At 67.9% G+C, this 19,771-nt stretch carries 18 protein-coding genes; 8 read left to right on the top strand and 10 right to left on the bottom strand.

What is annotated here, in order from left to right; all coding sequences use genetic code 11:
* The first annotated feature begins 64 nt into the window (after positions 1-64).
* Complete coding sequence (locus tag G7B67_RS10130) at positions 65-868, top strand: TatD family hydrolase (RefSeq protein ID WP_166211757.1); 804 nt, start codon at positions 65-67, stop codon at positions 866-868.
* A 142-nt stretch (positions 869-1,010) separates the two neighbouring features.
* On the opposite strand, the gene G7B67_RS10135 is transcribed toward G7B67_RS10130, so the two are convergent.
* Together G7B67_RS10135 and G7B67_RS10140 are read right to left on the bottom strand one after the other, a co-directional pair.
* Complete coding sequence (locus G7B67_RS10135; RefSeq protein ID WP_166211760.1) at positions 1,011-1,811, bottom strand: ABC transporter permease; 801 nt, start codon at positions 1,809-1,811, stop codon at positions 1,011-1,013.
* Positions 1,808-2,734, bottom strand: coding sequence for an ABC transporter ATP-binding protein (locus G7B67_RS10140; RefSeq protein ID WP_243412330.1), 927 nt, complete (start codon positions 2,732-2,734; stop codon positions 1,808-1,810). Before G7B67_RS10140 ends, G7B67_RS10135 begins: the two co-directional genes overlap by 4 nt.
* Before the next feature lie 200 nt (positions 2,735-2,934).
* On the opposite strand from G7B67_RS10140, the gene G7B67_RS10145 reads away from it, so the two are divergent.
* On the top strand, positions 2,935-3,717 hold the full coding sequence (locus tag G7B67_RS10145; RefSeq protein ID WP_279303993.1) for a ferredoxin--NADP reductase: 783 nt from the start codon (positions 2,935-2,937) through the stop codon (positions 3,715-3,717).
* 27 nt (positions 3,718-3,744) lie between these two features.
* Here G7B67_RS10145 and G7B67_RS10150 read toward each other — a convergent pair whose 3' ends face one another.
* From G7B67_RS10150 to G7B67_RS10180, 7 genes are all read right to left on the bottom strand, one after another.
* Positions 3,745-4,479: an ABC transporter permease gene (locus tag G7B67_RS10150; protein ID WP_207780908.1), complete on the bottom strand. Its 735-nt coding sequence runs from the start codon at positions 4,477-4,479 to the stop codon at positions 3,745-3,747.
* On the bottom strand, positions 4,479-5,399 hold the full coding sequence (locus G7B67_RS10155; protein ID WP_166211769.1) for an ATP-binding cassette domain-containing protein: 921 nt from the start codon (positions 5,397-5,399) through the stop codon (positions 4,479-4,481). Before G7B67_RS10155 ends, G7B67_RS10150 begins: the two co-directional genes overlap by 1 nt.
* A gap of 14 nt (positions 5,400-5,413) precedes the next feature.
* Entirely contained in the window at positions 5,414-7,420 is a 2,007-nt protein-coding gene (locus tag G7B67_RS10160; protein ID WP_166211772.1) for an ATP-binding cassette domain-containing protein, read from the bottom strand.
* Positions 7,413-9,593, bottom strand: coding sequence for a peptidase domain-containing ABC transporter (locus G7B67_RS10165; RefSeq protein ID WP_166211775.1), 2,181 nt, complete (start codon positions 9,591-9,593; stop codon positions 7,413-7,415). The genes G7B67_RS10160 and G7B67_RS10165 overlap by 8 nt, the downstream gene beginning before the upstream one ends.
* Positions 9,590-10,834 carry an HlyD family secretion protein gene (locus G7B67_RS10170; protein WP_166211778.1) on the bottom strand — a complete coding sequence of 415 codons (1,245 nt, stop codon included), beginning with the start codon at positions 10,832-10,834 and terminating at the stop codon, positions 9,590-9,592. The genes G7B67_RS10165 and G7B67_RS10170 overlap by 4 nt, the downstream gene beginning before the upstream one ends.
* Positions 10,831-13,683 (bottom strand): type 2 lanthipeptide synthetase LanM, encoded by a 2,853-nt coding sequence (lanM, locus tag G7B67_RS10175; RefSeq protein WP_166211781.1) that lies wholly within the window; start codon positions 13,681-13,683, stop codon positions 10,831-10,833. The genes G7B67_RS10170 and lanM overlap by 4 nt, the downstream gene beginning before the upstream one ends.
* Positions 13,684-13,937: 254 nt before the next feature.
* Entirely contained in the window at positions 13,938-14,156 is a 219-nt protein-coding gene (locus G7B67_RS10180) for a type A2 lanthipeptide (protein ID WP_166211784.1), read from the bottom strand.
* A gap of 393 nt (positions 14,157-14,549) precedes the next feature.
* On the opposite strand from G7B67_RS10180, the gene G7B67_RS10185 reads away from it, so the two are divergent.
* The 6 genes from G7B67_RS10185 to G7B67_RS10210 all read left to right on the top strand — a co-directional run bounded on the left by G7B67_RS10185 (position 14,550) and on the right by G7B67_RS10210 (position 19,252).
* Entirely contained in the window at positions 14,550-14,726 is a 177-nt protein-coding gene (locus G7B67_RS10185; RefSeq protein ID WP_166211787.1) for a hypothetical protein, read from the top strand.
* Positions 14,727-14,746: 20 nt separating this feature from the next.
* On the top strand, positions 14,747-15,304 hold the full coding sequence (locus G7B67_RS10190) for a hypothetical protein (protein WP_166211790.1): 558 nt from the start codon (positions 14,747-14,749) through the stop codon (positions 15,302-15,304).
* 2 nt (positions 15,305-15,306) lie between these two features.
* Positions 15,307-15,504 carry a helix-turn-helix transcriptional regulator gene (locus tag G7B67_RS10195; RefSeq protein WP_166211793.1) on the top strand — a complete coding sequence of 66 codons (198 nt, stop codon included), beginning with the start codon at positions 15,307-15,309 and terminating at the stop codon, positions 15,502-15,504.
* A 94-nt stretch (positions 15,505-15,598) separates the two neighbouring features.
* A complete protein-coding gene (locus G7B67_RS10200; protein WP_166211796.1) occupies positions 15,599-17,170 on the top strand; it encodes an alpha/beta hydrolase in 1,572 nt (523 codons plus the stop codon).
* Positions 17,171-17,315: 145 nt separating this feature from the next.
* The gene (locus tag G7B67_RS10205) at positions 17,316-18,074 is read left to right on the top strand and encodes an ABC transporter ATP-binding protein (protein ID WP_166211799.1); all 759 of its coding nucleotides are present in this window, start codon (positions 17,316-17,318) and stop codon (positions 18,072-18,074) included.
* Positions 18,071-19,252, top strand: a complete 1,182-nt coding sequence (locus G7B67_RS10210; protein WP_166211802.1) for an ABC transporter permease — start codon at positions 18,071-18,073, stop codon at positions 19,250-19,252. The genes G7B67_RS10205 and G7B67_RS10210 overlap by 4 nt, the downstream gene beginning before the upstream one ends.
* Before the next feature lie 81 nt (positions 19,253-19,333).
* On the opposite strand, the gene G7B67_RS10215 is transcribed toward G7B67_RS10210, so the two are convergent.
* Positions 19,334-19,771: energy transducer TonB (locus G7B67_RS10215; RefSeq protein ID WP_166211805.1), on the bottom strand; the 438-nt coding region annotated here is incomplete at its 5' end.

Genomic DNA, 19,771 nt, shown 5'->3' on the forward strand with positions numbered 1-19,771 from the left:
GGAAGGCTCGCGGCTGAAGCCGCTCCTACGTGGGGCGCAATGTCGCGGTTGGTAAACTGCCCGGATGCAACTCATCGACATCGGCGCCAACCTCGGCCACGAAAGCTTCGACCACGACCTGGCGGCGGTGCTGCAACGCGCGCGCGACGCAGGCGTCGAACAGATGGTGGTCACCGGCGCCTCGCGCGAGGGCTCGGCCAAGGCGCTGCAACTGGCACGGGCGCATCCGGGGCTGCTGTACGCGACCGCCGGCGTGCATCCGCACCACGCCGTCGAGTACACCGACGAATGCGAAGCCGAGCTGCGCGCGCTGCTGGTGCAGCCCGAGGTAGTCGCGGCCGGCGAATGCGGGCTGGATTACTTCCGCGACTTCTCGCCGCGCCCGGCGCAACGGCGCGCGTTCGAGCGGCAACTGCAACTGGCGGCGGACCTCGCCGTGGACGGGGTCAGCAAGCCGTTGTTCCTGCACCAGCGCGACGCGCATGCCGACTTCATGGCGGTGCTACGCGCATTCGACGGCCAGATCGGGCCGGTGGTGGTGCATTGCTTCACCGGCAGCCGCGAGGAACTGTTCGCCTATCTCGACCAGGACTGGCATGTCGGCATCACCGGCTGGCTGTGCGACGAGCGCCGCGGCCAGCACCTGCGCGAACTGGTCAGGCACATTCCGGCCGACCGGCTGCTGATCGAGACCGACGCGCCCTACCTGCTGCCGCGCACGGTCAAACCCGCGCCCTCGCACCGCCGCAACGAACCGATGTACCTGGCGCACATCGTCGCCGAGCTCGCGCGCGATCGCGGCGAGGACGTCGCGGTGACGGCGGCGCGGACCACGGCCAATGCACGTCTTTTTTTCGGGTTGCGGTAGGGCGGGTTTCAACCCGCCGCGCCCTCCCGCGGCCGCCCTGGCAGCTTGAAACCCGCGGACGGAATTCTCCGTGCGCGAATCAGCGTCCAACCCGGCGCGCGCAACGGTCGTTGCGCGATGGCGGGTTGAAACCCGCCTACGCTCAGCTGCGCAGGCCGACACCGCGCTTGAGCAGCCACAACGCCAGCGCGCCGAGCACCGCGGTGAAGGCGGCCATCAACCCGTAGGCGACCCACAGCGGAACGTCGCTGACACCGAGCAGTCCGTAGCGGAAGGCATTGACCATGTAGAAGATCGGGTTGGCGTGGGTCATCGCCTGCGCCCAGCCGGGCAGCAGCTTGGCCGAATAGAACACGCCGCCCAGGTACGTCAGTGGCGTCAGCACGAACGTCGGCACGATCGCGACGTCGTCGAACTTCTTCGCATACACGGCATTGATGAACCCCGCCAGCGAGAAGATCGTGGCGCCCAGCAACACCGTGCTCAGCGTGACCAGCGGGTGCGGGATGCGCACGGCGGTGAACAGCATCGCGATCAGCAGCACGATGATCCCGACCAGCAGCCCGCGCAGCACCGCGCCGGCGACGTAGCCGCCGAGGATCACCCAGTTGGGCATCGGGCTGACCAGCAGTTCCTCGACGTGGCGGCCGAACTTGGCGCCGAAGAAACTCGAGGAGATGTTGGCGTAGCTGTTCTGGATCACCGCCATCATCACCAGGCCAGGCACGATGAAATCCATGTAGCCGATGCCATCCATGGTGCCCACGCGCGAGCCGATCAGGCCGCCGAAGATCAGGAAGTACAGCGTCATCGTGATCGCCGGGGGCACCAGCGTCTGCGCCCAGATGCGCAGGATGCGCGCGACTTCGCGCCGCGCGATGGTGCCCAGCGCAACCCAGTTGCGGCGCGTCGTGCTCGAGGTGGCGAAGTCCCGTGCGCTCATGCCGCCTGCTCCCGCCTGGCAGCGGCATCGTCGCCGGTCAGGCGCACGAACAGTTCCTCCAGCCGGTTGGACTTGGTGCGCATCGAACGCACGCGGATTCCGGCGGCATCGAGGGTGGCGAAGACGCGGTTGAGGTCCATCGCGCGCGGCATTTCCAGGTCCAGGGTGTGGTCGTCCATGGCCACCAGCGCGGTGCCTTCGATCACCGGCAGCGCGGCCGGCAGCGAGCCGTCGATGTCGAGCAGGAAGCCTTCGACATCGAGCTTGGCCAGCAGCGCGCGCATCGGGCCCTGCTCGACGATGATCCCGCGGTCGATGATCGCCAGGTGGCGGCACAGGTTCTCGGCTTCTTCCAGGTAATGCGTGGTGAGGATGATGGTGGTGCCGCTGGCGTTGATCTCCTTGAGCGTCTTCCACATGCCGCGGCGGATCTCGATGTCGACGCCGGCGGTGGGCTCGTCCAGGATCAGCAGCCGCGGCCGGGTCATCATCGCGCGGGCGATCATCAGCCGGCGCTTCATGCCGCCGGACAGCGTGCGCGACATGCTGCGCGCCTTGTCCCACAGCTGCGCGCGCTTGAGCTCCTCTTCCGCGCGCGGCAGGGCCTCGGCGCGCGGCACGCCGTAGAAGCCGGCGTAGTTGACCAGGATGTCGAGCGGCTGCTCGAACATGTTGAAGTTGATCTCCTGCGGCACCAGCCCGATCAGGCGCATCGCCGCGTCGCGGTCGGCGCCGATGTCGACGCCGAACACGCGCACGTCGCCGGAGCTCTTGTTGACCAGCGAGCTGACGATGCCGATCAGGGTCGACTTGCCCGCGCCGTTGGGCCCGAGCAGGGCGAAGAAATCCCCCGGCCGCACGTCCAGCGACACGCCCTTGAGCGCCTGCACGCCGGTGTCGTAGGTCTTGCGCAGGTCATGGATGGACAGTGCCGGGATCGCGGGCGCTGGAGTCGCAGCCGCTGGGGCCGCGCGCGCCGTCGTTGCACCCGCCGAGGCGTCGGCGCCGCTATCGTTGTCTTGGGTCATATGCACCTGGGCCGCAGCCGTCGCGGCGATCCCGGTAGTATAGGCGGCCCGCGTCGGCGTCCTGCCGCGCTTGTCACAGGCTCCGCAGACCGCTCGTGGCCATCACGCAATTCCCGCTCAAGCTGGTCGGCCGCCGGATGCTGGCGCCAAGCGTCGCCCACCTGTCGTTCGTGCGCGCCGATGGCGAGCCGCTGGACTTCATCCCGGGGCAGTTCCTGCAGGTGCACTTCCAGTACGCGGACGGCACCGCCGCCAAGCGCAGCTATTCGCTGGCGACGATCCACGACCACGCGATGGGCCCGGGCGACGCGGTGGAGATCGCGGTGAGCTATGTCGCCGGGGGCGCCGCGACGGCGTTGTTCGAAGGCCTCGAGGAAGGCGGGCTGGTCGATGCCAGCGGCCCCTACGGACGCTTCTGCCTGATGCCGACGGATGCCAATCGACGCTACCTGCTGATCGCCACCGGCACCGGCGTCACTCCCTATCGCGCGATGCTGCCGCTGCTGGAACGGCAGATCGCCGAGCGCGAGCTCAAGGTGGTATTACTGCAGGGTGCGCGCACGCCGGCCGAGCTGCTGTACGGCGACGAATTCCGGGCCTTCGCCGACCGCCATCCACAACACTTCCGCTTCATCGCCTGCCTGTCACGCGAGCTGCCGGCCAGTTCGCCGTCCCAGCCATTGCATCCGGACGTACGCCACGGCTACGTGCAGCAGTTCCTCGCCGAATTCGCGCCACGGCCCGACGACGACATCGCCTACCTGTGCGGCAATCCGAACATGGTCGACGCCTGCTTCGAGGCACTCAAGGGCCACGGCCTGGCGGTACCGCAGATCCGGCGCGAGAAGTACGTCAGTTCGGGCGTCGCCAAGCGCTGATCCGCCTTCCTCCCCGGCCGCCTGGGGCTAGGCGCTCTCCCTGCGGCACAGCCACAACGCCGACACCAGGTACAGCGTCGCACCCAGGCCCATCGCCAGCAGCAGGGCGTGCTGTTGCAGCTCGGCCATGCCGCCCCGCACCGCCATCAGGGTATAGCTCCACGGGTAGAACACCCAGTACTGCGAACTGCCAATCTGCACGATTCCCATGGTTGCGATCATGCCCATGGCCAGCGGGGGCACGACGCTGGGGAAGCGCCAGCTGATGGCATGCTGGATAACGAGCACCGGCAGGCATGCGAGCGGGATCTTCAGCATCGCGAAGGCGGCGCCGCCGGCAAATGCCTCCACCGTGGGGTAGCCGGCAATGCCGAGGATCGCGATCGCGAGGGCGACCAGCGCCGCCAGCAGCAGGCTTGCCGCGCCAACCAGCAGCCACGCGGTCAGGAACTTGGCCAGGTACAGCTGCCCGCGCTGGATTGGCAACGTCAACATCAGCCGCCAGGCTTGGTTCCTGTGTTCGGCGCCGTTGACCAGGCAGGTGATCAGGGCGATGTACAGCGGGAGCATGAAATAACTCCACACTGCGGTGACGGCGCCCCAGAGCATCGTCCACGTCGCAGGCTTGAACGCCGATGGCCCTGTCTGCTTCAGCGTCACGCCGAACACCAGCAACACGACCATCAACGGACAGGCAAGCGTGACCAGCAATGCCAGCGAGCGGCGCAACTTGATCGCTTCCACCCGAAGCAAGGGCAGCATCATCGCGCGCTCCTTGCGGTAGCCGCGGTACCCAGGAACCACTGTTCGAGGGATGGCGCGGCGTAGGCGGATTCGAAGAGGTCCAGTCCGGCCTGGACCAGGCTGGCATTGACCCGGCTGGCCTCGCCACGTGCGATGCCATCGACCAGCATCGTGTTCGGCCCTTGCCGTTGCACCCGGTAGCCTTGCTGCGCCAGCAGGGCGCTGCCCTTGTCCGCATCGCAGACGGTCAGCGAGAGCGCGCCGGCCAGCGAACGCGTCAGTTCATGGATCGAGGTCTGCAATCGCACGCGGCCGTTTTCCAGCAGGGCCAGGTGGGTCGCGGTTTTTTGCACTTCATCCAGCTGATGGCTGGCGAAGAATATGCTGCAGCCGACCACTTCGGGCAGGCTGGCCAGCAGCCGCCGCACTTCCTGGATGCCTTCCGGATCCAGGCCGTTGGTAGGCTCATCGAGGATGAGCAGTTGTGGTTGCCCTAGCAGCGCGTGCGCCAGCGCCAAGCGCTGTTTCATCCCAAGAGAATAATGTTCGATGCGCAGCTTCCGCTCCGCGTGGAGGCCGACGATCGCCAGCACCCGGTCGATCTGCGACCTGGGCAGGCGCTTGAGCGCGCAGCCGATCGCCAGGAACTCGTTGGCGTTGAGGTTGGGATAGGCGCTGGGTGCATCGACGATGCAGCCGACCTGCGCCAGGATGTCCCGGCGCTGGCGACGGATGTCCTTCCCCAGCACGCAGACCCGACCGCGGTCGGCGCCCAGCAGCCCGACGATCAGCCGGATGGTGGTGGACTTACCCTGTCCGTTATTGCCGAGGAAGGCGAAAATACTGCGCGCCGGGACCGACAGCCTCAGGTCCTCGAGCACGGGTCGCTGGCCGAAGGCCTTGTGCACGCCTTCCAGTTCGATGACGGTCTGTGCCATGGTCTTCCGTGAAGTTAGTAGGCGGGCAAGGTCTGGCGCAACGCGTTGTTCCGCCGTTGCACGGTATGGCTGGCCGAGATGATGGTGCGGTCCTGGCGTTGCAGCAACGTGCTGATGTGATCGGCTCCAACCTCGTCGATGTTCGCCAACGGCTCGTCCAGCAGCAACAGGTCGCGGTCCGAAGCCAAGGCGGCCGTGAGCGCCAGCAACTGGCGTTGCCCACCCGATAGCGTGGCGCCGCCGTGCGGCAGCGGGGTGTCGTAGTGCATGGCCAATGCGTCGACCACCACGTCCAGGCCGGTCAGCACCGCCGTTTCCAGCAGGCACTTGCGGGTGGCGCCACCGGAGAGGATGCGCAGGTTCTCCATGATCGTGCCGGCGAAGATCTGGGTGAACTGCGGCAGGTACAGCAGCCGTTGCCGGGCACGGTCGGGGGCGAGGCCGGCGATGTCGACGGTGCCGCGCTCCGGAACGTAAAGGCCCGCCAGCAAGCGCAGCACCGTGCTCTTGCCGCAGCCAGAGGGGCCCTGGAGGACCAGCTTGGTGCCGGCCGCCAGTTCCAGGTGGTAGTCCCGCAGCACGTACCGGCCGTCATTGCCATAACGGAACCAGACGTCAGTGAGGACGATCGGCCGCGACAGCCTTCGCGCCGGGCCTGGTGCCGCGCGCGGCAAGGGCGGCATTGAAAACAACTCGGCCGTCCGCGCCAACTGCGGCTGGAGCACCAGCAGCGCCAGCCCGGCGTCCACCATGCCCGACATCGCGCGCAGGAAGGCATCGCCCAGGAGCAGGAAGCCGAACAGCGGCCCCAGTCCGAGCTCGCCATGGAGCACGCTGTATCCCCCCCAGACAAGCATGGTCACCGAGAAGGCCTGGCGGGTGAAGTCCATCCCCACCTGCGGCAACAAGCCGATGCGCTGGCGGCGCAGGGTGAAATCCAGCTCGCGGCCAAAATACCGCAACCAGCGGGCGTGGCTGGCCCGCTCCGCCCCCGCCGCCTTGATGGTGCGTACACCGGCGATCAACTCGGTCAGGTAACCGCGCTGGCGCGCCTGCGCCTTGACCTCTTCGCGTTGCTGGCGCGCCTGCGCACGACCGGCCGCGAATGCCAGCAGTGCCATCAGCAGCGACGCCAGCAGCATCAGGACGGTGGGTGCCCAGAGTTTCACTCCCATCGCGATCAGGTAGCCGATGACCAGGGTGCCGTCGACCAGGGTGCCGAGCGCGCGTTCGGCAAACAACGTCCGGGCAACGGAGATGCCGGAAAATGCCTGCAGGAATTCGCCCGTGGTGAACTGTTGCAGCTGCGCGAACCGCAAGCGCAGCACGTGGTCGAGAAAACCGCGCTTGACGGTGACCTCCAGCCGGGTCATCGCGAACAACACCACCCGGTCGCGAAACCAGGTGATGGCGCCGGTGAACACGGCGGCCATCACCACGCTTGCCGCCGCCAGCCGCAACAGCGAGGTCGCCCCATCCGGAAGCGCCCGCCCGAGGACGAGGCCCGACAGCTCCGGACTCACCAAGACGAGCAACTGCAGCGGAATGGCGGCCAGCGCCACGCAGGCGAGCGGGCGGCGATGCTGCAGTGCCAGCCGCCAGGCTCGCCCCCACAGGGTGCAGTCGTCGGGCAGCCGCGGCAGCAATTCGATCGCCATGCCGGAAAGGGATGCTGCAAGCGCGTCGCTACCGGCCTGCCACACCCCGCCCTGGCCTTCGAGGATGAACTGGCGGCGACCGCTGCGCGCGCGCAGGACCAGCCAGGCCTCATCGCCCGTCTGTACGAGCGCGGGCACGTCGAGGCTGTGCAGGCGGCCCGGATCGATCCGAACACAATGGGCCGGCAGGCCGTGGAATTCCAGCAGCGGCAGCATCGCCTCGGCGGCTGTCTCGCCACGCCATTGTTCCTGCAGTTCGACCAGCGACGTTTCCGCCGAGCCGGCGAGTGTCAGCAGGCGCCATGTCGCGACGTCGGCGGGCAATCCCTGCCATGAGGACCCCGCGTTCCGGGACTCAGGCATGGGCCGCCTCGTCTTCCAGTCCATGCACCAGGTCGCGGAACCGTCCTTCCTGGTCCGCGAGCGTGGCATAGGTCCCCTGCTGGACCAGTCGACCGGCGTCCAGGACCAGGATGCGGTCGGCGTCCTTCACCGTCTGCAATCGGTGGGCGATCACGATCCGGGTGCACCCCAGGCCGGCGAGGTTGGCGTGGATCCGCGCCTCGGTGGGCAGGTCGAGGGCGCTGGTGGCCTCGTCCAGCAGCAGCAGCGCCGGCTGATGGGCCAGCGCGCGCGCCAGGCTCAGGCGCTGGCGTTGTCCGCCGGACAGCAGGTTGCCATTCTCGCCGACACGGCTGGCATAACCCGCGGGCATGGCATCGATGACGTCGTCCACGCACGCCAGCCGCGCCGCATGCCGCAGCCGTTCCAGCGGCAGCCCGGGCGCGTTGAGGGCGAGGTTGGCGCGTACCGTGTCGTCGAACAGGAAGGTGTCCTGCAGTACGACCCCGATCTGGCCGCGCAACGCCGGCAGATGCAGGCGGCGCAGGTCGCGACCATCGAAACGGACACTCCCGTGGGTGGGCAGGTGCATGCCCAGCAACAGCCGGGCCAGGGTGGACTTCCCGGCGCCGGACCGGCCGACGATCGCGATCTTCTCGCCCGGCTGGATCGCCAGCGAAATTCCGTGCAGCACCCACGGCGACTGGGCGTCGTAGCGGAAGCTGACCTCCTCCAGTTCGATCGCGCCGGCCAGTCGGCCCGGGTCTTCGTCGCCGGATTCCTCCACCGGTGTTTCCAGGACATCGTCCAGGCGCCGCAAGTGCGTGCCCAGCAGCTGCAGGTCCATCGCCGCGGCGGTCAGCGATTCCAGCGGAGCCGTGAACAGTCCCTGCAGGGTCATGAAGGCGGCGAACACCCCCAGCGTCATTTCCCGGGCCAGCACCGCCTGCCCGCCGACCCACAACACCGACGCCATGACGCAGCCGCTGAGCACGCCGGTCAGCTGGGCGGCGTTGACCTCAAGGTAACGACGCTGCACGCGGCGATTGGTGGCCTGCACCATCGCGCGATGCCAGCGATCCAGCACGCGGTGTTCGGCGCCCAGCGCCTTGGTGGACTCCAGCCCGCTCAATGCGTTGACCAGGGCACCTTCCTCATTGCCGCTACTGGCAAGTTCCCCCGCCATCAGGCGCCGACTGCGCTGTCGCAGCGCGAGCAGTTGGCCCACCCGCAACAACCCAAGCCCGATCACGATCAGGCCCAGCTTCCACTCGAATGCAAGCATCAGCAGCGCGTAGCCGAGCAAGGTCGACAGATCCAGCAGCGCGGAAACGGACTGGCTGCCGAACAATGCGCGCAGCACGGTATTGGCCTGCACCCGCTGCACCAGGTCGCCAGCTTCGCGTTGCAGGAAGAACCCCAGCGGCAGGTGCAGAAGGTGATCGAGGAAGCGGCCCATCAGGCTCAGGTCCATCGCGTTCTGCAGACCCTGCAGGACCCAGTTGCGCACCAGGCCGAGCGCGACCCGCGCCAGCACCGCCATTCCCATTCCGAAAGCGAGGCCCCAGAGCCACTGTTCCTGATGCGGGGCGATCGCGCGGTCGAGCAGGATTTCCACCGCCAAGGGAAACACCAGTCCCAGCAGCTGCAAGGCCAGTGAAGCCAGCACCAACTGGAGCAGATTGGGGACGTATCGCGACAACAGCGATCGGTAGCGGGCCAGGCTGGGCCGGCTGGCGGCACGCGGGCGGAATTGGGTCGACCGCTCGAAAGTCAGCGCGACACCGGTGAAGTGGCGGCCGACGTCGTCCAGCCCGATCGTGTGGCGGCCGGACCGGGGATCGACGATCACCGCGCTGCGCGCGCCCAGGCGCTCCAGCACCACGAAATGATTGAAATCCCAATGCAGGATCGCCGGCAACGGCAACGTGGCCAGTCCGGCGACGTCCCGGATCTGGCGTCCTTCGCTGAGCATTCCCAAAGCGCGTGCCGCATGAACCAGGCCCAGCGCATTGGCGCCGTCGCGCGACACGCCGCAGGATCTGCGCAACTCGGCCAGCGGCACGTGGTGGCCGTGGCAGCCGAGCACCATGGCCAGGCAGGCCGCGCCGCATTCGGCCAGCTCCATCTGCGCGATGAATCCGACCTTCCTGCGTGCGGCCCGGCCTGCACGCCGCTCCGCCTGCCTGGTCACCTGAACCATCGCGCCAAGGGCTTCAACAGCATCGTGATCGGGCGCTGGTGGCGCAGCATGAAGCGGACCTGCATCAGCATGCCGCTGCGCAGCCGCACGCCAGAGTTGGTGGCGGCCGAAGCGTCGGTGAGTTCCAGTTCGACCCGATAGGCGGGCTCCCCGAGGCTGCCGTTCTCTCCCAGCGCGTCGCGGACTTCATACGGCGCCGCCAGGTCGTTGCTGATCTTCGCGACGCGTGCCCCGAGTGAACCGAATTCGCCATAGGGAAGCTGCTGCAGTTCCAGCCGCACCGGATCGCCGACCTTCACGAATGCGCGATCCTTCTCCGGCAGGAATGACACCACGCGCAACGGCGTGCCCTTGGGAATGAGCTTGCCGAGCACGCTGCCGGCGGCCACCACATCGCCCGGGCGGACCAGCACGGCGTCGACCGTGCCGGCCTCCGGCGCACGCACGACCGCCTGCCTGAGGTCGAACTCCAAGGCTTGCCGGTTCGACAGCGCGGTCTTGAGCGCCTGCCGTTGCTGCCACAGGTCGGACTCCTGGCGGCTGTTGACGAGGGCCAGTTCCTGGCGCGCCTGCGCGATCCCCTGCTCGGTGCCGGCCAGTTCGCGCGCGGCTCCGGCATAGGCTTCGCGCGCATCGACAACATTGAATTTGCTGACAACGCCGCTGTCGGCCAAGGACTCCAGTGCCCTCCACTTTCTTTCGTAGGCGGCAAGCGACGTGCGCTGGCTGGCGATCTGGCCCTGCATGCCCTCGATGCGCGCGTTGATGCTGGCGACCTGCTGTTCGTACAGCGCACGCTGGCGGCGCGCGACCTCGCCGAAATCCGATTTCAACAGCGTCACCTCGCGCTCGGACTGCATCAGTTGGCCGTGGACAGCGGGCATGTCGAGCCGGAGGACGGTGTCGCCGGCGCGCACCTGCCGTCCCGATGGGGCCTGCACCGATTGCACCGTGCCAGCCACCTGGCTGACGAGCAGGCGCACGCCGTCGCCAGGACGCAGGATGCCCACGGCGCGCGCGTTGACCTCGACCGAACCGACCACCGAGAGGATCAACGCAATGGCCAGCGCGGCAACCACCAGCCACAACAGCCACCAGGTCCATGGCGGGGATACGAGCAGGCGCTCGCGCGCCTCGACCGCGTCGCGCTGGTGTTGGTCACGCGCCTGCGGACGGAACAGGTCTTCGGGCCGCGGATATTCGGGAATCGTCATCGGGTCTGGGCTGTTCACGCTTGCAGTGCATGTCGCCGAAGGCTGTCGACCTTGCCCGACAGCCGGCTGACGCCGCACAGTACCGAGGGAACCTCGCCTGGCCGCGCCATGCGCAAGCACTGGTAAGCGATTCCGGTGAGCCCGGGCATCAATCCCATCGGATGGGAAACCACGGCATTGAGCCGCAGGTCGCCCTGCGCGAGGCGCGCGAGGAGGCGCTCCGCGCGGTCGACGATGACCGGAAGCAGCTGGTCGCCCCCCTCGCATTCGGCGTGGCACAGAAGCAGTTCGAGGCTGCCGAACGCGCCCGACAGCAGCGAGTGGCCACCATCCAGGCCATGGGCCACGGTGGTCTGCACGGCGATGTCGAGGTCTTCGCGTATCCGCGCCGTGTCGATGCCCGCGCGCAGCAGGCCCAGCCGCGCCAGTCCGATGCCAGGTGCGCCGTGGGCCCAGGACACTGCGGCGACCGGTTTGTCCCCGTGCTCGTTGACGACGTATTCGCGGCAGTCGCGCCAGTTGCCGGTTTCGGGCATGAACAGCGTATGTTCGTATTCCAGCGCGCGCAGGCTTGCCTGGCGATAATGTTCCTCGCCGGTGGCCTCGAACAGGCGCCCGAATGCGAGAGCGAATCCCGACGCCCCGTGTGCCAGGCCCGAGAGCGGCTGCGAACTGGTGATCCGCCAGCCATAGCCAGGGATGCCTTCGTGCCGGTGTTCCAGCAGGTGCTCAGCGCTGGCACGCGCCAATGCCAGCGCGCGTGGCGAAGCACCCGCGGCGTGCAGCTCCGTGCATGCAATGATGAAACCCGCGCTGCCGGCGATGACGCCGTAGTTGCCATCGGCGTGCACCAACTGGTCGAACTGCGGATCCTCTAGCAACGCACGCGCCTGGTGGAGGTAGCCGAATTCACACGCCTGCTGTGCCAGCCTGGCAAGCATGAAAATGATGCTGCCCCAGCCGGCGTACAGGCCCAGGGAGCGGATTGCCGAGCCGGACTCGCGCAGTCGTCGCATCAGGTAGTGCAGCGCGCGATTCGACAGGTCGCGGTATTCGATGTTTCCGGTGACGCGTGCCAGCTGCTGGAAGAACAGGATCTCGCCCGGCATGCCGCTGTGCAGGTCGTGGAAGGCAGGCACCAGTTCGAACGCGCTGTTGTCCAGCGCCTTCGACTTGTGCACCAGCCAACTCGCATTCGCGCCGTCGACATGCATCTGGTCGCGAATCTTCTCTCCGATCGATGTCGCAACTTCGACCAGGCGTTCGCGAAGGGGCGCCGCCCCGCCCTCGGTGGCAGCGCGAAGGCCGGGTCCGCGCGCCGGTCGTGGGCGCGGGTCGTGCATGCGGATGGCATTGGCGATCATCCAGCATTGCTGGTTGAGGTCATCGGTGCACAGGCCGTCGATTTTCCTCAGCACCGCCTGCAGGCCACTTTCCTCGAAGAACCCATGGATGCATCCATCATCGGCGTACCAGAGATCGCGGCTGTCGACGCGCGTGCTGAACTGGGGAACATCGCCGCGCTGGAGATCGGCGATCTCAAAATCGACGAAGCGCGCTGCGGTCGGGTAGGTCGCGACGACCGCGCGCAAACGGGCAAAATGGGCCGCACTGGCGTCCGCGCACAGCATCAGGCTGGGGTGCCTGGATTCATTTAGCAGGTGCACGTACGTCGCGGTGTGGCGGAAGATCACCCGGATTTCTGCCTGGGCGCAGGCGTTGACCAGTCCGCGGAATGCGTCGCGTCGCTGCAGGATCGCGCGATACACCAGCGCAAATCCCTCCTGCAGGTTGGCGATGTGGCCTGGACCCACTTGGATCGGCGTGTCGCCCAGCCGCGGGATGTTTTGTCCCCCCGACAGCGCGAGGCGTTCGCGGGTGAAACCAAGCCCCCCTGAATGGTCCTGGACCAGGAGCATGCGCTCCAGCCCGGGCTCGCCGGCGGCGTCGACAATGCCGCCGACTTCGGGAAAGCCGTCGCAGCCGGCAAGGAAACGCGTGGGGAGGATGCCGACTTTCAGCACCGATGCGTCGTAGCGCTCGTTGGCTTCGCCGCCTGCGGTGCGCGTCACCGGGCGGAAGAAGCTCTCCAGATCGACCAGGACCGGCTGCTCCGCGCAGGCGATGATGTTCTCGTAGTGGAAGTCGGTGGCCTCAAGGACATACAACAAGGCCATCAGGCCACCCAGGCGCCGGTAATAGCGGCCGCTTGCCGCCTGGCCGGCAAGGCTGTCATGGCCGATGAACTCGACCCAACCATAGGCTCCGCGATCGATGTGGCGCGCGGAAGTTAATCCAAGGCCGCAGTGCGGATTGAGCCAGTCCAGCAGGAGCCCGAAATGAGAGTCGATCGCCAGGCTTCTTGGCTTGTAGACCAGGCGACGGCCGTCCGCGAACTCGAGCAACGCCACGCTCCGCCCGCCGCGATGCGTATCGCCGACGCCAGTGCGAACCCTGGCGACGACCAGTGGAGCGTCTCCCGGAAGCAGCTGCCTGCGAATTTCCGCTTCGTCGCAACGCCAGCGCTCGGCCAGCAGGGACGATTGCTCGAGCCAGGACGCGCACGCGGCATCCATGGCGCCGCGCAGCACCGGATATCGCCCATGGATGTATTCGCGCACCGCCGCCTGCTCCAGCAGGGAGCAAAAGGCGTCGAACGAAACGTCCGCTTCCACCAGCTTGTACTGGGTCACCAGCACTCGGTGCGTCAGTTCGAACAAGGTGCCGTAGAGGTCGCCCACCAGGTCCCTGGCAAAGGCTTCCCGCGTCGGTTGCGCACCGACGCCCGGGCCCAGGCGCCCTTCCAGCGCTTGCCTGCATTCTTCGGCGCGGTCCCGGAAGAACGCCGAAAGATTCCTTAGATCCATTGCGATCGCATTTGGGTTGTGGGTGCCAGGGCACGACTGGCCGTCCGCATGCATCGCGGCGTCGCATGCCAGGTCACCGCTGCATGTTTGATCGCCGTGTCGCGCGTCGTCGGGGAGGATTCAAGCGCTGGTTCGCATCCAGGCCGCGCCCGCTCCAGTGGCCGTTACGCGTCGGTTCGAGTCGGTGGTCCGGACTCGCCGTCCAACGGTTTTCCGAAAAGGGGAAGAGGTTCTCACCTCTCCCCCGATGAGCGTCAGGCCGATTGCATCTGCGACCACCAGTAGCTCCAGTTGTCGCAACGCGTACCGCCGTTGCACTCGGCGCTGATGGTGGGGAAGTAACCCGAACCGATCCCGCCCTGGATCTGCTGCAACAGATTCTCGTCGATGGCCGGACCGCCCGCGACACGTTGGACCGCGCCGGCATCCTGCTCGGCATTTCTCCACTTGGTGAGGACTTCCATTGCATTCATGCGTAGTGCTCCTTATTTCATTGGTCCAAACAAAAGTTTGCCCGGACTGTTGGACCGGGCGGCGTGAGTAGGAATCAAGCCCGGCGCCCTGTCAATAGAGTTGTGATCACCGGACGGTCGCTGCGCGATGGACCGGCGGCCACCGCGATCGGATGCATTGGATCACCTGCTCTTCGTCAGCGTTGCCACGGTTGCGCGCTGGCGCCCGCGGCTTGCGATCGCCGGTTTCGACAAGCCGCTCCGATGATCACCAGTGCATTCGTCAATCCATTCGTGCTCCGCGCTTCGCGATGGGTGCAGGCGTGCGTGAGCGTGGCGATGTAAAGCAAGCTTGACAGACGCTGTCCCGGCCGCTTATCGTGTGTCAAGTTCACTTGACATCCGAGGCGGCAGATGGAAGCTCGACCGTTGTGCCACGCGCTGTTTGGCCACGCCCTGTTGTGGGCGGCCGCCATCCTCGCCGCCGCCGTCGTCCGCGCCCCCGTCCTGCTGACGCTGGTGCTGCTGCCTGGCCTGGCGGCGACGGCGATGCTGGCGCGGTCACCACGCCTCCGGGGCGCGCGCCCGTGACCACGGCGCGCTGGCTTCCCATGGCGCCGCTCGGTGGCGGCCTGCTGTTGCTGGGTGCCGCGGTGGCAAGCGAAGGCCATCGGCAGGTGCCCGGCCTGGCCCGCGGCCTGCTGTACGGCGTTGCCATCGGCCTGCTGTTGTTCGCGACCCTGCGCGGCTTGCGGGACGGCGCCTGCGATGGCGTCACCCCGACCGCCCGCCGGCGTTACCTGCGCGAACTGGTGCCGGCGATGGCCGCCTACGTAATCGCGGTGCTGCTCTCGGTATGGCTGCTCAAGCGCGTGGACGCGCCGCTGCTGCGGGCCCTGGTCGCGTTGCTGCCGGTGCCGGCGATCGCGCTGGCGATGCGTGCGGTGGTGCGTCGGATCCGGGACTCCGACGAACTGCAGCGCCGCATCGAGCTTGAGGCGGTCAGCGTCTCGGCGGTCTGCGTGTCGATGGGCTATCTCGCCGCCGGCTTGCTGCAGCGTGCGCGCGTCATCGACATCGACGCGAGCGCGGCGATGATCTGGGTGTTTCCGTTGCTGGGGCTCGGCATCGGGATCGCCAAGCTGGTGTTGCGCCGGCGTTACGACTGACGATGGACAGTCGCGTGCGCGAACTGCGCGAGGCGCGGGCGTGGTCGCAGGGCGAACTGGCCGAACGGCTGGCGGTCTCGCGCCAGACCGTCAATGCGATCGAGACCGGCAAGTACGATCCCAGCCTTCCGCTGGCCTTCCGCATCGCGCGGTTGTTCGGCGCGCCACTGGAAGCGATCTTCAAGCCGGGCCCGGATTGAGCGACGACATCGACCCATCACTTCCCGCACCTGCGCGCACGCGCGCAGACCCCGATCATCGACCCGACCTTGGGCACAGGCACCCGGACAAGACATGACACCTTCCCGCAAATTCCGTTGGCTGGCGGCGCTGCTGATCATCACCGCGGCGCTGGTCTATCGCCACGTGCGCGACCAGCCCCACGTTGCCCACGCCACCGCGACCGCGCACCGGGGCACGGCTGCTCCCGCGCCCCGGCGCATGCTCGGCACCCTCGCGTTCACTCCCTGCACGCTGGCGCCGCAGTTCGGGGCAACCAGCGTCGAGGCGCAATGCACCACGTTGCCGGTGCCGGAAAATCCGGACCAGCCGCAGGGACGCCAGGTGCGCCTGCACATCGCCTGGGTGCCCGCCAGCGAGTCGGGCACGCTGGCACCGGACCCGGTGTTCATGCTCACCGGCGGACCGGGGCAATCGGCCACCGAAAGCTACCCGCAGGTCGCGCCGGCCTTCCGCGAGGTGCTGAAGAACCGCAACGTCATCCTGGTCGACCAGCGCGGCACCGGCCAGTCCAATCCACTGATGTGCGAAGACCCGGATGCGGGCGACGATTCGGCCGACGACGCGGTCGTCCTGGATGACGCCGCCAAGGCCGCGCGGGCCCAGCGCTTCGCCGTGCGCTGTCGCGATGCGCTGTCGAAGAGGGCCGACCTGCGCTTCTACACCACCACCGATGCGGTCGGCGACCTGGAACGCGTGCGCAAGGCGATCGGTGCGACCCAGGTCGACCTGGTCGGCATCTCCTACGGCACCCGGGTCGCGCAGCAGTACGCGATGCGCCATCCGACCAGCACGCGCGCGATCGTGCTCGACTCGGTGGCGCCGAACAGCCTGATCCTGGGCAACGATTTCGCCCGCAACCTGGAGCAGGCGCTGGACCTGCAGTTCGGCCGCTGCGGCAAGGTCCCGGCCTGCGCGAAGGCGCTCGGCGATCCGCGCTCGCGGCTGGATGCGCTGATGGCACGCCTGCGCAGCGATCCGCCGCTGGTGCGCTACCGCGACGCGGCCACCAACCAGATGCGCGAGGAGCGCCTGCAGCCGGACGACGTGGCGGGCCTGATGCGCATGTACGCCTACGCGCCGCTGGCCTCGTCGCTGCTCCCGCTGCAGCTCAAGGAAGCGTCCGAGGGCCGTTATGACGGGCTGATGGCGATGTCGAAGATGCTCGGTGGCGCGATGGCCGGGCAGATGATGCTCGGCATGCAGCTGTCGGTGATCTGCAGCGAGGACGCGTACGGCCTGAAGGACAATCCGGACGACGCGGGAACCCTGCTCGGCAACCAGTTCGCCGATTACCTCGGCGCCCAGTGCCAGGTGTGGCCGAAGGGCACGATGCCGGCGGACTTCCATGCCCCGCTGGTGTCGCGCGTGCCGGCGCTGCTGATGAGCGGTGAGTTCGACCCGGTCACGCCGCCGCGCTATGGCGCCGAGGTCGCCCGCCACCTGCCCAATGCGCGCCACCTCGTCGTGCGCGGCCAGGGCCACAACGTGATCGGCGTGGGCTGCATGCCGAAGTTGTTCGGGCAGTTCATCGATACGGCAAACGCCAAATCGCTCGACGCCGCCTGCCTGCAGTCGGTGCCGTACACGCCGCCGTTCACGACGTTCAACGGCTGGGAGCCATGAGCGCCCGGACGGGGGCCTGCTCACTCGGGGCCAGGCAGCGGCCACGCGCACCGGTCGACAGCACGGGGCGGCGCCCTGGTTGCAGGCGACGGCGCATCGCGTGCCCTCCGGGCGACCACCACGAACCACCAATCACGGAACTCCCATGATCACTGCAGAACACCTGCGCAAGACCTTTCCCGGTACCGGCAGGCGCAAGGCGGCGCCGGTGGTGGCGGTCGACGACGTCGGCTTCCAGGCGCGCGACGGCGAAATCACCGGGTTGCTCGGACCCAACGGCGCCGGCAAGACCACTACCCTGCGCATGCTCTATACGTTGATGCAGCCGGAAAGCGGGCGGGTGGTGATCGATGGGTACGACGTCGCCGCCGATCCGGAATACGCGCGCCGCGCGCTGGGCGTGCTGCCAGACGCGCGCGGCGTGTACAAGCGCCTGACCGCGCGCGAGAACATCCGCTACTTCGGCCAGCTGCACGGGATGGCGCCGGAACTGATCGAGGAGCGCACCCGCCAGCTCGCCGTCGCGCTGCAGATGGAGGACTTCCTCGATCGCCAGACCGAGGGCTTCTCGCAGGGCCAGCGCACCAAGACCGCGATCGCGCGCGCGCTGGTGCACGACCCGAAAAACGTCATCCTCGACGAACCCACCAACGGCCTGGACGTGATGACCACGCGCGGCCTGCGCGACTTCCTGCGCCGCCTGCGCGGCGAGGGACGCTGCGTCATTTTCTCCAGCCACATCATGCAGGAGGTCGCCGCCCTGTGCGATCGCATCGTGGTGATCGCGCATGGCCGGGTGGTGGCCGAAGGCTCGGCCGACGAACTGCGCACGCGCACTGGCGAGACCAACCTCGAGGACGCCTTCGTCCAGTTGATCGGCTCGGAGGAGGGCCTGCACGCATGAGCGCCAAGCCGATACCCGCGTTGTGGGTGGTGCTGTTCAAGGAATTGCGCGAACTCTCGCGCGACCGGCGCACGCTGATGCTGGCGCTGATGATGCCGCTGCTGTTCCCGGTCATGATCATCGGCATGGCGACCCTGGCCGAGCATCGCGCGAAGGGACAGATCGAGAAGGAGCTGTCGATCGTGATGGTGGGCGGCGAACACGCACCCAACCTGGTCGCGTGGCTCGCCGGCCAGGGGATCGCGCGCAAGCCGGCGGCGGGCGACCCCGACGCGGCGATCCGCGACCAGGACGAGAACGTCTACCTGCGGATCGAGCCGGAGTTCGCCGCGCACTGGCACGACGGCAAGCCGGCGCTGGTCGAGATCGTGCACGACTCCACGCGCCAGGATGCCAACATCCCGGTCCGGCGGGTCGAGAATGCGCTGGCCAACTACAGCGGCCAGCTGGGGGCGCTGCGCCTGCTCTCGCGCGGCATCAACCCGGGCATCGCCACGCCGCTGGCGGTGTCGCACAAGGACCTGGCGACGCCCGAGGCGCGCCGCAGCATGGCGTTGGCGATCCTGCCGTACCTGCTGCTGCTCAGCGCCTTCCTCGGTGGCGCGCACCTGATCATCGACACCACCGCGGGCGAGCGCGAACGCCAGTCGCTGGAGCCGCTGCTGGCCACGCCGGCATCGCGCGGCGCCCTGGTCAGCGGCAAGATGGTCGCCGCGGCGCTGCTGAACCTCACGGTGCTGGTGCTGACCCTGGTGGCATTGAAATTCGGCGCGCAGTTCGCGCCTGGGATCGGCCACATGATGGATATCAGCGTCCCGGCGATCGCGCGGATGATGCTGATCCTGGTGCCGATCGTTTTCATCGGTACGTCGCTGCTGACCTTCATTTCGGCCGGCGCCAAGACCATGAAGGAAGCCCAGGGCTACATGCCGGTGCTGATGCTGCTGCCGGTCGTACCGACGATGGCACTGCTGGCCAGCCCGGTGAAAGACCAGCTGTGGATGATGACGGTGCCCTTCCTGGCGCAGAACCAGATGCTGCTCAAGGTGATCCGCAGCGAGGCGATCACGCCGCTGGAATGGTCGGTGTACATGCTTGCCGGCTTCGGCCTGGCAGCGGTGCTGTGGATCGCAGCAACCCGCCGCTACCACCAGGAGCGACTGGCGATCTCCGGCTAGCGGCTGGCCCGGCACAAACAAAAAGCCCGGCCGATGCCGGGCTTTTTGTTGTCGTCAGCAAGCGGCGACCAGTACGTGCGATCAACCCCCGGGGTTGAATCCGATCGTGCGGCGGGTGGTGACCGGTGCGGCGATCGGCTGGAAGCGCCAGCGCTTGACGGCCGACAGCGCTTCGCGGTCGAACACCCGCGGCGGGCTGGCACGCACCACGCGCGCATTGCTGACCGAGCCATCGGTGCCGACCGTGAACTCGACCTGGACTTCGCCCGAGGTGCCGTTGCGATAGGCCTCCGGTGGGAAGCGCGGCGCCGGCGTGCTGATCGGCCGCAGTTCGGTCGAAGCCGCGCTCGCCGCAGGCGTGGTGGCGGCTGGCGGCGTGTTCTGCGTCGGCGTGGTGGCGGCCGGGCGGGCCGCGGCGGCGGCGGCACGCTGGGCGGCCGCACGGTCGGCGGCGGCGCGCTGGGCGGCGGCCTGCTGGTCGGCCGCCTGCTGCGCGGCCAGTTGCTGGGCCGCCTGCTG

Origin of the sequence: Cognatiluteimonas telluris (assembly GCF_011320095.1) — a bacterium.
Classification (GTDB): domain Bacteria; phylum Pseudomonadota; class Gammaproteobacteria; order Xanthomonadales; family Xanthomonadaceae; genus Cognatiluteimonas; species Cognatiluteimonas telluris.

Excerpts from the sequence above, each read along its gene's own strand:
- G7B67_RS10130 (WP_166211757.1), top strand. The coding sequence starts at position 65 with ATGCAACTCATCGACATCGGCGCCAACCTCGGCCACGAAAGCTTCGAC.
- G7B67_RS10135 (WP_166211760.1), bottom strand. The coding sequence starts at position 1,811 with ATGAGCGCACGGGACTTCGCCACCTCGAGCACGACGCGCCGCAACTGG.
- G7B67_RS10150 (WP_207780908.1), bottom strand. The coding sequence starts at position 4,479 with ATGCTGCCCTTGCTTCGGGTGGAAGCGATCAAGTTGCGCCGCTCGCTG.
- G7B67_RS10155 (WP_166211769.1), bottom strand. The coding sequence starts at position 5,399 with ATGGCACAGACCGTCATCGAACTGGAAGGCGTGCACAAGGCCTTCGGC.
- G7B67_RS10160 (WP_166211772.1), bottom strand. The coding sequence starts at position 7,420 with ATGCCTGAGTCCCGGAACGCGGGGTCCTCATGGCAGGGATTGCCCGCC.
- lanM (WP_166211781.1), bottom strand. The coding sequence starts at position 13,683 with ATGGATCTAAGGAATCTTTCGGCGTTCTTCCGGGACCGCGCCGAAGAA.
- G7B67_RS10180 (WP_166211784.1), bottom strand. The coding sequence starts at position 14,156 with ATGAATGCAATGGAAGTCCTCACCAAGTGGAGAAATGCCGAGCAGGAT.
- G7B67_RS10185 (WP_166211787.1), top strand. The coding sequence starts at position 14,550 with ATGGAAGCTCGACCGTTGTGCCACGCGCTGTTTGGCCACGCCCTGTTG.
- G7B67_RS10190 (WP_166211790.1), top strand. The coding sequence starts at position 14,747 with ATGGCGCCGCTCGGTGGCGGCCTGCTGTTGCTGGGTGCCGCGGTGGCA.
- G7B67_RS10195 (WP_166211793.1), top strand. The coding sequence starts at position 15,307 with ATGGACAGTCGCGTGCGCGAACTGCGCGAGGCGCGGGCGTGGTCGCAG.
- G7B67_RS10200 (WP_166211796.1), top strand. The coding sequence starts at position 15,599 with ATGACACCTTCCCGCAAATTCCGTTGGCTGGCGGCGCTGCTGATCATC.
- G7B67_RS10205 (WP_166211799.1), top strand. The coding sequence starts at position 17,316 with ATGATCACTGCAGAACACCTGCGCAAGACCTTTCCCGGTACCGGCAGG.
- G7B67_RS10210 (WP_166211802.1), top strand. The coding sequence starts at position 18,071 with ATGAGCGCCAAGCCGATACCCGCGTTGTGGGTGGTGCTGTTCAAGGAA.